8 protein-coding genes are annotated in these 12535 nt (G+C 72.3%); 6 read left to right on the top strand and 2 right to left on the bottom strand.

Annotation, left to right across the window (positions count from 1 at the left end):
* Positions 1–2: 2 nt before the first annotated feature.
* Both IE145_RS16900 and IE145_RS16895 read left to right on the top strand, forming a co-directional pair.
* Positions 3–2705 carry a SpoIIE family protein phosphatase gene (locus IE145_RS16900; protein ID WP_189525854.1) on the top strand — a complete coding sequence of 901 codons (2703 nt, stop codon included), beginning with the start codon at positions 3–5 and terminating at the stop codon, positions 2703–2705.
* A 572-nt stretch (positions 2706–3277) separates the two neighbouring features.
* Positions 3278–4837 carry an exopolysaccharide biosynthesis polyprenyl glycosylphosphotransferase gene (locus tag IE145_RS16895; protein ID WP_189525853.1) on the top strand — a complete coding sequence of 520 codons (1560 nt, stop codon included), beginning with the start codon at positions 3278–3280 and terminating at the stop codon, positions 4835–4837.
* A 74-nt stretch (positions 4838–4911) separates the two neighbouring features.
* On the opposite strand, the gene IE145_RS16890 is transcribed toward IE145_RS16895, so the two are convergent.
* Positions 4912–5895 carry a GDP-L-fucose synthase family protein gene (locus IE145_RS16890; protein WP_189525852.1) on the bottom strand — a complete coding sequence of 328 codons (984 nt, stop codon included), beginning with the start codon at positions 5893–5895 and terminating at the stop codon, positions 4912–4914.
* 114 nt (positions 5896–6009) lie between these two features.
* On the opposite strand from IE145_RS16890, the gene gmd reads away from it, so the two are divergent.
* The 4 genes from gmd to IE145_RS16870 all read left to right on the top strand — a co-directional run bounded on the left by gmd (position 6010) and on the right by IE145_RS16870 (position 11284).
* Complete coding sequence (gene gmd / locus IE145_RS16885; RefSeq protein WP_189525882.1) at positions 6010–7023, top strand: GDP-mannose 4,6-dehydratase; 1014 nt, start codon at positions 6010–6012, stop codon at positions 7021–7023.
* Positions 7024–7451: 428 nt separating this feature from the next.
* Positions 7452–9710 (top strand): LamG domain-containing protein, encoded by a 2259-nt coding sequence (locus IE145_RS16880; RefSeq protein ID WP_189525851.1) that lies wholly within the window; start codon positions 7452–7454, stop codon positions 9708–9710.
* Positions 9711–9713: 3 nt separating this feature from the next.
* Complete coding sequence (locus IE145_RS16875) at positions 9714–10448, top strand: Rv1352/Rv1906c domain-containing protein (protein WP_189525850.1); 735 nt, start codon at positions 9714–9716, stop codon at positions 10446–10448.
* Positions 10445–11284 carry a glycosyltransferase family 2 protein gene (locus tag IE145_RS16870; RefSeq protein WP_189525849.1) on the top strand — a complete coding sequence of 280 codons (840 nt, stop codon included), beginning with the start codon at positions 10445–10447 and terminating at the stop codon, positions 11282–11284. The genes IE145_RS16875 and IE145_RS16870 overlap by 4 nt, the downstream gene beginning before the upstream one ends.
* Positions 11285–11316: 32 nt before the next feature.
* Here the strand turns inward: IE145_RS16870 and IE145_RS16865 are convergent, their stop codons facing one another.
* A complete protein-coding gene (locus tag IE145_RS16865; RefSeq protein ID WP_189525848.1) occupies positions 11317–12480 on the bottom strand; it encodes a glycosyltransferase in 1164 nt (387 codons plus the stop codon).
* Between the last annotated feature and the right edge of the window lie 55 nt (positions 12481–12535).

Below are 12535 nucleotides of genomic sequence, written 5' to 3'. Positions count from 1 at the left end.
CTGTGAGCGCGGCGAACACGGCGGAGAGCGCCGATTTCCGTGGGCCTCTGGACATCACCAGGGCGGCCACGGTGGTGCTGGACGCCGGGAGCACCGTCATCGGCTGGAGTCCGGCGGCGGCCGAGCTTCTGGGCTACGGACCTGCCGAAGCCCTGGGGCGGCCGCTGAGCGCGTTCCTCTCCGTACACCCGGTGGGGGGCGTTCCCCCGGCAAAAGCGGCCCAGGCATCCGGCACGCCGGGGCTTTCCGGAACGACCGGGGCAACGACCGGGGTTCCGGGGACGACCGGGGCAACGACCGGGGTTCCGGGGACGACCGCCGCCGGCGTCGCACCGCCGTCCCTCGTCGGCAACGAGATCCACGTGGCCCACGCCCGGGACGGCCGTGAGCTGCTGGTGGCGACGGCGATGTGCCCGCTGCCGGGCGGGGAGGCGGACCGTGGTCCCGGCGCACCGGACCGGATCCTGGTGGCGGCCGAGGTGGGCGGACTGCGCCACTGGGAGTCCCGGATCGCCCTGCTCCAGGGGCTGGCCACCCAGTCGCCCGTCGGGCTGGCGATCTACGACACCGATCTGCGGCTGACCTGGTGCAACACCGCCTACGAACGGGAGATCGGGCAGCCGCTGGCCGCGTTCCGGGGCATGCGGGCCGACGAGCTGTACCCCGGCGGCTCCTTCGTGTCCCCGGGCTACCCGCAGACGCTCGCCGGCGTCATGCACCAGGTGATCGACACCGGCGCGCCCATCCTCGACCTGAACTTCCGGGGGCAGCCGCCCAGCGACCCGGGGCGGGATCATCTGTGGTCCTGCGCCTACTACCGGCTGGAGGACGCCCACGGGCACGTGTTCGGGGTGTGCGAGGACGCGTTCGACATCACCGACCGCTACCGGGTCCAGGAGCGGCTGGCCCTCCTCGTGGAGGCCGGCCGCAGGATCGGCACGGTCCTGGACGTGGTCACCACCGCCGAGGAGATGGCCGAGGTGGCGGTGCCGGACTTCGCCGCGACCGTACGGGTCGATGTCACGCGGGCCGCGGTGACCGGGGAGACGGCGGCGGTGGGCAGCCCGGCCGACATGTCACTGCTCCGGGTCGCGGACCGCTCGGAGCCGGGGGCCGCCACCCCGGACCCGGCCCTCCCGGACCCGGGCGCCCCGGAGACCGCCCCGGGCGCCGCCGGTCCCGGTCTGCCGGATCTCCGAGGCCCGGGCCCGGAAGGCCCGGAGGCCGGACCGGACGGTGTGTCCCGGGCGGCGAGCTCCTGCGGTGAGGACCGGCACCCGCACCCGTATCCGCCGGTCGTCTATCCGCCCGGGTCCCCCCAGCACCGCAGCCTCTCCTCCGGCGGGCTCGTGCTCGACGAGGGCACCCTCGTCGTCCCTCTGCGGGCCGGGGGCGGCATCCTCGGGCTCGCCACCTTCGACCGGGGTGTCGGGCCGGACGCCGCGGGCCGGACGCCCGCCCCGGACCGGGCGACCACGTTCGACAACGGCGAGGTGGCCCTGGCCGACGAACTGACCGCCCGGGCCGCGGTCTGCATCGACAACGCGCGCCGCTACACCCGCGAGCGCACCGCCTCCCTCGCCCTCCAGCGGCAGTTGCTGCCGCACCACCTGCCGCCCCGGTCCGCGGTCCGGACGGCCTACCGCTATCTGCCCGCCGACGACGTGACCGGCGTCGGCGGGGACTGGTTCGACGTGATCCCGCTGTCCGGGACCCGGGTCGGCCTGGTGGTGGGGGACGTCGTCGGGCACGGCCTCCAGGCCGCCGCCACCATGGGGCGGCTGCGCACCTCCGTCCGGGCCTTCGCCCAACTGGACATGCCTCCCGACGAGTTGCTGACCCGGCTGGACGACCTGGTGGGGCAGCCGGCCGAGGAGCCGCCGGACGCGTACGGCGGGGCCGTCGAGACGTACGACGTCACCACCGGGGCGACCTGTCTGTACGCGGTCTACGATCCGGTCTCCCGGCGGTGCGTCATGGCCCGGGCGGGGCATCTGCCGCCGGCGATCGTCGACCCCGACGGCGGGGTGTCGTTCCCGGACCTGCCCGCCGGACCGCCGCTGGGCCTCGGCGGCCTGCCGTTCGAGGCGAGGGAGTTCGAGCTGCCCGTGGGCAGTCTGCTGGCCCTGTTCACCGACGGTCTGGTCGAGGGCCGGGACCACGACATCGGCCATGGCCTCGACACGCTGGGCCGGGTGCTCGCAGACCGTTCCGCTTCGCTGGAGGAGCTCTGCGACCGGGCGGTGGCCGCGTTGGTGCCCGGCGGCACGAGCGCCGACGACACGGCCCTGCTCCTGGTCCGCACCCGCGAACTGGACGCGGAGCGGGTCGCCGACTGGGAGCTGAGCGCGGAGCCGGTGTCGGTGGGCCGCGCCCGCGAACTGGCCACCGGGCAACTGGAGGCCTGGGGCCTGGAGGAGCTGGTGTTCGCGACCCAGCTCGTCGTCAGCGAACTGGTCACCAACGCCGTCCGGTACGCGGGCGGGCCGCTGGGGCTCCGCCTCATCCGGGACCGCACCCTGGTCTGCGAGGTGGCGGACACCGGGCACACCTCCCCCCACCTGCGGCACAGCGCGGAGGACGACGAGGGCGGGCGCGGCCTGTTCATCGTGGCGCAGCTCGTCCAGCGGTGGGGCACCCGGTACACCCCGACGGGCAAGACCATCTGGACCGAGCAGGCGCTGCCGTCCGCCGACGAGGGCTGACCCTTCTCCGTACGGGCCGGTCCACTGTGCCGACAACCCGGCACACGCCGGCTCGGGAGGGAGACCCTGAGCCCAGGGTCCGCAGGCAGCCAGGCTGCCGCTGTGACGTCGGTAACTCTCGCAGCAAACAGGCCCGTTGACACAGGGGCGCTGGCCCACCGGCGCACCAGAGGGCGCACGGAGGGCGCACTCCGACGCCGTAACACCCTTGCCGCTCTGCGGGGTTCGGCAGGCGATACGTGAACCCCCCGGCCCGGCACACCGCCCGCCAGGGGGTTCACGCGTCCCCACCCGGACACGGCGGCGCCGCACCCTCGCCGGCCCACCCGCTCGGCACGGTCGGGTACAAGCGCTTACTCGCCTGTCACTCCATCAATCTCCTTGCCCGACAGGCGACATCGGACGGTTCCGGCCGATCGGAGGTGTCTGGATCGAGTCGTCTGAACTTCACGAGAACTCCAGCGAAATGGCACGTGTGTGGATATCGTGCACCGAGCGAGGGCGCATCCGTCGGTCCATGGGATCGACGGATGCGTCCCGTTTGCGGGGGTGCAACTGTGGCTGGGGGGCTCATGGGGCATGTCGAAATACCTGATACCGATCTGTCCGGACCGGTGGGGCTACGGGGCGCGCCGCGCCCTCGCACCGCCGCCTCCCGGAATCGCACGGCGGCCCTGGAGCAGCTCTGGAGGGCCCCGACGGCTCAGCGCGACCCGGCCGGCCCGGTGCCGGTCCGGCGAAAGCCCGCGCACGGCCCGGTCCTCGCCGCGCTGACCGATCTGCTGGGTCTGGCCGGTCCGGCCTGGCTGCTGCTGCGCGCGGGGGACGAGCCCCGCCCGGTGGCGGCCGCCGCGGTGGCCGGGCTGCTGTGGGCCGGACTGCGCGGCGCCCGGGGACGGTACCCGGACCGGCTGCGGGCCGCTCCGGGCGGTGCGGCCGGCGCCGTCGGGGCGGTCGGCGACTGGCTCGTGCTCATCGGCCTGCTGGCCGTGCTGCACACCGCCGCGGGCAGCCCGGTGGACCCTGCCACAGCCGTCGTGGCCGTGGCGCCCGGGCTGCTGGTCGCCGCCGCGGTGGCGGGGCTGCGGCGGTGGCCACGCGCCGCCCGGCGGGCCGGCCACGTCCGCAGGGTGCTGCTGGTCGGCGAGGCGTCGGGGGTGGACCGGGCGGCCGAACTGCTCACCTCCCGGACGGATCACGACTTCTCACTGGTCGCCGCCATTCCGGTGGGTGCCGCCCGGCTGGAGCTGGAGGGGGTCCAGGTGCCGGGGCGCCTCGCGTCCTGCCCGGCCGACGACGATGTGCCGACGGTGCTCGGCGGGGTCCACGCCCACGCGGCGGACCTGGTGCTGGTGGCTCCCGGGCCCCAGCTGACCGGCGACCGGCTGCGCCGCCTCGGCTGGGCACTGCACGACCGGGGTGTCGCCCTCTCCGTACTCTCCGAGCTGACCGGCGTGGCGGCCGGGCGGGTGCGTCCCGTCACCGCGGCCGGGCTCACCCTGCTGCACATCGCGCCGCCGCTGCGCGGGGGGCCGCAGGCGGTGGTCAAGAGCGTGCTGGACCGTACGGGCGCCCTGTTCGGCCTGCTGGCCCTGGCCCCGCTGCTGCTGGCGGTGGCGCTGAGCGTCCGGCTGTCCTCGCGGGGGCCGGTCTTCCACCGGCAGGTACGGCAGGGGCAGCACAACCGGCCGTTCACCATGTGGAAGTTCCGCACGATGGTGGCAGACGCGGAACAGCTCAAGGCGCGGCTCGCCGTGGTCAACGAGGTCGACGGGCCGCTGTTCAAGATGCGCAGCGACCCCCGGGTGACTCCGGTCGGCCGGATGCTGCGGCGTACGTCGATCGACGAACTCCCGCAACTGGTCAACGTGTTGCTGGGCCACATGTCGTTGGTGGGGCCACGGCCGCCGTTGCCGGAGGAGGCGTCCCGCTACGACGAGCGGGAGCGCCGCCGCCTCACCGTGAAGCCGGGGCTCACGGGCCTGTGGCAGGTGAGCGGGCGCTCCGACCTGAGCTGGCAGGAGACCGTGTCGCTCGACCTCTGGTACGTGGACAACTGGTCGGTCGCCGCCGACCTGGGACTTCTCGCCCGCACCGTGCGCGCCGTCACCGACGGCCGCGGGGCGTACTGAGGGCGGCGGGCGTGCGGACGCGAGGAGCGGCACCACCGGTGCGCCGCCGGGAGGGCCCTCCCGGCGGCGGGCGGTCACTGGCCGGGCGGGAGTTGCCCGAGCCACCAGGCGTAGGTGCGGGCGATGCCGTCGCGCAGCGGAATCTTCGGCGTGAAGCCGAGGGCGTTCAGACGGGCGACGTCGAGGAGCTTGCGGGGGGTCCCGTCGGGCTTGGAGGTGTCCCAGACGATCCGTCCGTCGTACCCCGTCACCTCCCTCACGGTTTCCGCCAGTTCGCGGATGGTGAGGTCTTCGCCGCAGCCGATGTTGACGGGTTCGTCGCCGTCGTAGGCCTCCAGCAGGGTCACGCAGGCGGCGGCGAGGTCGTCGACATGGAGGAACTCCCGGCGCGGCGAGCCGGATCCCCACAGGGTCACCTCGGGGGCGCCGTCCCGGCGCGCCTCGTGGAAGCGGCGGATCAGCGCGGGCAGGACGTGCGAGGTCTCCAGGTCGAAGTTGTCCCCGGGCCCGTAGAGGTTGGTGGGCATGGCGCTGATGTAGGAGGCGCCGTACTGCCGCCGGTAGGACTGGGTCTGGACGATTCCGGCGATCTTGGCGAGGGCGTAGGCCTCGTTGGTGGGCTCCAGTTCCCCGGTGAGCAGCGACTCCTCGCGGATCGGCTGGGGTGCGAGCCGGGGGTAGATGCACGACGAGCCGAGGAAGAGCAGCCGCTGCGTCCCGGCCGCGTGCGCGCCCGCGACCACGCTGAGCTGGATGCGCAGGTTGTCCTCCAGGAACTGCACCGGATACGTGCTGTTGGCCATGATCCCGCCCACCTTGGCGGCGGCCAGCACCACGGCGTCCGGGCGGACCTCCTTCAGATACGTCTCGGTCCGCGCCGCGTCGCGCAGGTCGAGGAGGTCCCGGCCGCGGGTGAGCACCTCGTGGCCGTCGTCGGCGAGGCGGCGGGCCACCGCCGAGCCGACCAGGCCGCGGTGTCCCGCGACGAATATGCGGGAGCCGGGCCGCAGTAGGGAATGGGCGGATTCCTTGGACGGGACGGGGAGTTCGGTCGTCATGGCTCGGATTGTGCCAGCAGAAAGGGACTGCGGTGACACTTTGCCGCAGAACGCTCCAATTCCGGAATATCGGTGAACATCGCCGCCGAGGCGATCAGCAGAGAAGGGGGAATCGTGGCGAAGACCGCGCTCATCACCGGAGTGACAGGCCAGGACGGTTCGTATCTGGCCGAGTTGTTGCTCGACAAGGGATACACGGTGCACGGGCTCATACGCCGTTCCTCAAGCTTCAACACCGAGCGCATCGACCACATCTACCAGGGTCCCGAGGAGCCGGAGCGCTCCTTCGTCCTGCATCACGCGGACCTCTCCGACGGTGTGGCACTGGTGAACCTGCTGCGCGACATCCAGCCCGACGAGGTCTACAACCTGGGGGCGCAGTCGCATGTGCGGGTGTCCTTCGACGCCCCGCTGTACACCGGTGATGTCACCGGGCTCGGCACGATCCGGCTCCTGGAGGCGGTCCGGGCCAGCGGTATCCAGACCCGGATCTACCAGGCGTCGTCCTCCGAGATGTTCGGTGCCAGCCCGCCCCCGCAGAACGAGAAGACCCCGTTCCACCCGCGCAGCCCGTACAGCGTGGCGAAGGTCTACTCCTACTGGGCGACGGTCAACTACCGCGAGGCGTACGACATGTTCGCGGTGAACGGGATCCTCTTCAACCACGAGTCGCCGCGCCGGGGCGAGACCTTCGTGACCCGGAAGATCACCCGGGGCGTCGCCCGGATCAAGGCGGGGCTCCAGGACCGGCTGCACCTGGGCAACCTGGACGCGGTCCGCGACTGGGGGTACGCACCGGAGTACGTGGACGCCATGTGGCGGATGCTCCAGTGCGACACCCCCGACGACTTCGTGATCGCCACCGGCGAGGGCGTCAGCGTCCGGGACTTCCTGGAGTGCGCCTTCGAGCACGCCGGCCTCGACTGGCGCGAGCATGTGCGCTACGACCCGAAGTACGAACGCCCGAGCGAGGTCGACGCGTTGATCGGCGACGCCTCCAAGGCCGAGGAGCTGCTGGGGTGGAAGCCCGAGGTGAAGTCCCGGGAGCTGGCCCGGATCATGGTCGACGCCGATATCCGCAAGCTGGCCGACCAGCTGTCCGGGGCCGCCGTGCGGGTGGACCGGTGACGGGGAAGGGCCGCCGTCCGGGTGGACCGGTGACGGGGAAGGCCCGCCGTGCGGGTGGGCCTGCGGAGCGGCACCGCCGCGACCCGCGCCGCTCCCCCGGCGGTCCGGTGGGTCCGCTCCGCCGCCGGCCCGCCGTTCCCTTACCGGACCGGCCGGACCGCGTGACCGCCGACGCCCGCACCGGGCCGGCGGCCACCCATGACTCCCGGCCGGCGCTCGTCGCGCCCGTGACCGGGAAGATCACCGGCGCCTCCGCCGGTCTCCACCGACCGCTCGGTGGAGACCGGAGCGCCGGCCACGGGCGGGGCCCCGGCCCCGCCTCCCCACTCGCCCCGGCCCTCGGCGGGACACACCGTCCCCCCGGCCGACCGGGCGAGGCAGGATCCGCGGCCTTCGGGCCGCAGCGCGCATCTCACCTTCGGAGCTGAATGATGAACGGAAGTACGGGGCGCAGAAGTGGAGGGCGCGGCCGTGTGCGGGCCGCGTCCGCCGCTCTCGGTCTGTTGGCCGGAGCCCTGACCGCGACCACGGTCGGGGCCTCCCCGGCGGCGGCGCTGACACCACCGGTCGCCATCACCGCGGACGACCTCACCACCTGGCAGACCAACGGGATCGTCTGGTCGATGGCCGCCGGCGACGGCGTCGTCTATGCGGGCGGCACCTTCTCCACGCTGCGGCCCCCCACCGCGGCCCCCGGCACGGACGAACAGCCCGCGGTGAACTTCGCCGCGTTCGACGCGGCGACCGGGGCGCCCACCGACTGCTCGCTGTCCTTCACCATCTCCTCGGGGACCGCGACCGTACGGGCCCTCGCTCTCTCACCGGACGGCGAGACGCTCTACGCGGGCGGCCGGTTCGGTGCGGTGAACGGTGAAGGCGTGAGCAACATCGCCGCGATCGACACCGAGAGCTGCACCGTCAGCAACACTTTCAAGATCGGGGTCTCGGCGACCGTGCGAGGGCTCGCCGTCACCGACGACACGGTCTATCTCGCGGGCGACTTCACCCAGGTCGGCGGGCAGACCAGGAACCACTTCGCCGCCGTCACGACCGGAGCCTCACTGCTGCCCTTCACGGCCGACGCCGACGAGGTCGCACGGGCCGTCGAGGTGACCCCGGACGGGCAGAACGTGCTGCTGGGCGGTGACTTCTTCCGGATCAACGGCACGAACACCCACGCCCTGGCCGTCGTCGACGCCACGACCGGACAGCTCACCAAGTCCTATCCGGGGTTCATCCACAACAACTCCACGGTCCAGGACATCACCACCGACGCGGGCGGCTTCTACACCGCCAACGAGGGCACCGGCGGCGGCGTGTTCGACGGCCGCATCGCGCTGAACCTCGGCACCTTCGAGCAGCGCTGGCGGGACACCTGCCTCGGCGCGACCCAGGCGGTGCTGGTGCACTCCGGGGTGCTCTACAGCGGCAGCCACGCCCACGACTGCTCCAGCATGGGCGCGTTCCCTGACCAGCCGCGCAAGCACCTGCTGGCCCAGTCCGTCGACGACCCGAAGCTGCTGCCCTGGTTCCCGGACACCAATGACGGGATCGGGGAGCCGGTCGGGCCGCGCGTGATGAGCCGGACAAGCAGCGGCGGCCGGCACTACCTCTGGGTGGGCGGCGAGTTCACCACCGTCAACACCAAGCCGCAGCAGGGGCTGACCCGTTTCGCGGACGGCCCGGACACGGGCGTGCCGTGGGTGCCCAACGTCAGCCTCTCGACGCTGACTCCGGGACGGATCGACGTGAACTGGCAGACCAGCTTCGACACCGACGACGGTGAGCTGACCTACCGGATCTACAAGGACGGCTCGAACACCCCGATCCACACGACGACCGGCTACTCCGTCTTCTGGGACCGGCCGCAGCTGACCTGGACGGACACCGACGTCGCACCGGGCGAGACCCACTCGTACCGGATCACCGCGAGCGACGGCACCAACACCAGTGCCAAGTCCCCCGCCCACTCCGCCACCGTCGCGAGCGCGACCGAGGCGTACCCGGCACGGGTCAGGTCCGACGGGGCGAGCCTCTACTGGCGCTGGGACGAGGGCACCTCCACCTTCGCGCACGACAGCAGCGGCAATCTGAACAACGGCTTCATGCGCAACGGCCCCGCCTACCGACAGACCCCGGCGGCGGTCTCCGGGCCCTCGACGGCGATCGGGTTCAACGGCAGCAACGACTACGCCTACAGCAACCGCCAGCACCCGCAGCCGGACCGGTTCACCATCGAGACCTGGATCAAGACGACCACGAACCGGGGCGGAAAGATCGTCGGCTTCGGAAATCTGACCCAGCAGAACAGCACCCGGCACGACAAGCACATCTACATGCGCAACGACGGGCGCCTCGTGTTCGGCGTCCAGAGCGGCGGGGCCCGCACCGTCACCACCTCGGGGGCGTACAACGACGGCCAGTGGCACCACGTCGTCGCCACCCAGGGCCCGCTGGGGCAGGGCATGTCCCTGTACGTCGACGGGCAGCTGCGCGCGTCGAACATCCTGGTCTCCGGCAACGACAGCCGGCCGGGCTACTGGCGGGTCGGCGGGGACAACCTGTCGGGCTGGCCCAGCCGTCCCACCAGCAACTTCTTCGAAGGGCAGATCGACGAGACCGCCATCTACCCGACCGCGCTGAGCGGATCCACGATCAGCGATCACTACGCGCTGAGAAACGGCTGAGAGATGAGAAACCCGTTCCTGGCCTGCGCCGCCGTCGTCCTGACGGCGGCGGCGCTGGCCGCCTGCGGCTCGTCCGCGGACGGGAACGGACCGGAGGCCGCGGGCGCCCAGCGCCCCGCGGCCTCCGGGTCCGCCGTCCCCGGCCCGGCCGCCGCCACCGACGCCACCGAGCCCGCCGCACCGCCCACCGAGGAGCCGACGGCCCCGGAGGGGTCCGCTCCGGCCGCCACGGCCGAGGGACCGAAGACGCCCGCCGGCGAGATCGCCCCGGCCACGGGGACGTTCACCAAGAAGCAGAGGGAGTATCTGAAGGACCGGGTGCCGAAGGGGATGGACCCGGCGGCTGTGCTCCAGACCGGCCAGGAGACCTGCGACAAGCTGCGCTACCTCGTCAAGGCCGACCGGGACACCGCGGTCGGCGCGATCGTGACGGGCGAGATCCCCGACGCGAAGGACGCGGTGGCCGGACTCTGCCCCCAGCATCAGGACCTGGTCGACGTGGCGGCGTACGGCTACCCGGACGGCAAGCACTCCGGGAAGAAGCTCCGTCCGGGCGTGTACCGCTCGGCATCGCCCACCCCGGACTGCTCCTGGCAGATCGAGGGGGCGGGCGGCAAGGAGCTGGCCTCCGGCGCCTCCGGCACCGGGAAGTCCCGGAAGATCACCATCCCCGATTCCGCAGTTGCGTTCACGTCCACAGGCTGCTACGCCTGGCTGCCCGAAGGAGCCGCGGGATGACCGCAGGTACGCCGAAACTCCCGATAGCCGTGGCGATCCCCACGAAGAACGAAGGGCTGAACATCGCGGAGGCGGTGAGATCGGTACTCGGCCACTTCGAGGCCGTCGTCGTGGTGGACTCCCACAGCACCGACGACACCGTGAAGATCGCCGAGGAGTGCGGGGCGGAGGTGGTCACGTACACCTGGGACGGCGGCCACCCCCGCAAGAAGCAGTGGTGCCTGGAGAACGTCCGCACGGACCTGGACTGGATCCTGCTCCTCGACGGCGACGAGCGGCTCAGCCCCGGGCTGCTGGCCGAGCTGCGGGAGACCTTCCGCGACCCGGACGCGCCGAAGCCCGCCGCGTATGACATCCCTCTCGGCTACTGGTTCTCCGGAAAGCGGCTGCGGCACGGATACACCATCCGCAAGCGGTCGTTGACCGACCGGACCCGCTGCCACTACCCGGAGGTCGGGGACCTGGACGCGCCGGGGATCGGGGAGGTGGAGGGCCACTACCAGCCGGTCGCGGCGAGCGTGGGCACCCTCACCCACCCGATCGAGCACCAGGACCTCGACCCGGTGACCGCCTGGTTCGAGCGGCACAACCGCTACTCGGACTGGGAGGCCTGGCTGGAGCACCATCCCCAGGTGAAGGAGCAGGTGCGCCAGGTCAAGTCGCGCCAGGGGCAGTTGTTCCACAAGGCGCCGTTCAAGCCGGTGGTGTCCTTCGCCTACATGTATCTCTACAAGCGGGGGTTCCTGGACGGCCGGGCGGGCTTCGACTTCGCGCTGGCGATGAGCTTCTACCGCTGGCAGATCGCGCTCAAGTCACGTGAGAAGCCACACCGTTGACGCGTCGGCCGATCCGTTGACGCGTCGGCCGCTCACCCTCGCCTCCGGCGGACCACGTCCTCGTAGGTCCGCCGGAGGGTGGCGGTGACGGCCTCGATGGTGAACTGCTCGTTGACCAGCTCCCAGGCGGCCTTGCCCGCCTGCTCGGCGGCCTCGGGCTCCAGCAGTTCCAGGATCGCGTCGGCGACCTTGCGGGCGTTGGCCGCGTCCTCGCCGACCCGGCTGTCGATGACCCGCCCCGAGCCCGCCCCCGCCACATCGGGGGCCTGGCCGCAGGTACGGGTGATGACGACCGGGGTGCCGACCGACATCGCCTCCAGCACCGAGACCGGAAACGGCTCCTCGATCGCGGGCAGCACATACACATCGGCCTCCCGGTCGGCGGCCAGCACCTCGTCGTGCTCCAACGGGCCGACGTGGTCGAGGGATTCGGCCACCCCGAGCTTCCGGGCCAGCGCGAGGGTGCCGGCCAGCGCCCCGGTGTCGGGGCCGGCCAGCACGAAGCGGGCGTCCGGGTGGCGGGCGAGGACGTGGGGCATCGCGGCGACGAAGTCCTCGGGCCGCTTGCGCTCCTGGATCCGGGCCAGATACAGCACTGTGGGCGGGCGGCCGGGCTCGCGGGCGGGCTTGCGCTCCTGCGGGCGGACCCCGTTGACCAGCCGGACGGTGCGGGTGAGCGGGACGGGCGCGGCGACGGCGTTCACGTCGAGCCGCTCCATCTCGGTCAGATGCAGGACGGCGTCCGCCTCGCGAAGCACCTTGCGGACCCCGAGGAGGTCGGTGAGCTGGGCGACCTTCTTCTCGGTGGGGTCGATCATGCCGTGGGTCTGCACGACCAGGGGCGTCCGGGTCGCGAGCGCGAGGAGGGCCGCGGGCAGGGTCACCAGGTCCCGCATCAGATGCACGTGGACGAGGTCGGCGCCGCGCATCATGCGACGGGCGGTGTTCAGCAGACCGGCGGAGGTGATGCCGCTGACCTCGAACATCGGGAGGATGTGCCGGGCCTGGAAGAGATGGACCGGAACTCCCTCCACCTGCGAGGGCAGTTCGCCGTGGGGGAAGCCGTCACCGAGGGCCATGACGCGCGCGTCGTCGCCGTGTCCACGCTGGACCTTGGAGAGGTTGAACGCCACGCGCGTCGGACCGCCGAAGGCGTGGTCCGGGGTGTGGAGCGTGACAACGTGCAGGATTTTCACCAGAGTTCCCCTCGACAATGGCCAAGTATTCACAGCGTAGCCATCGACCCCCCTC

It is taken from the genome of Streptomyces sindenensis (genome assembly GCF_014649035.1).
Lineage (GTDB): Bacteria > Actinomycetota > Actinomycetes > Streptomycetales > Streptomycetaceae > Streptomyces > Streptomyces sindenensis.
The sequence above is the reverse complement of the archived record's forward strand: the minus strand, read 5'-3'. Positions and strand labels throughout refer to the sequence as shown.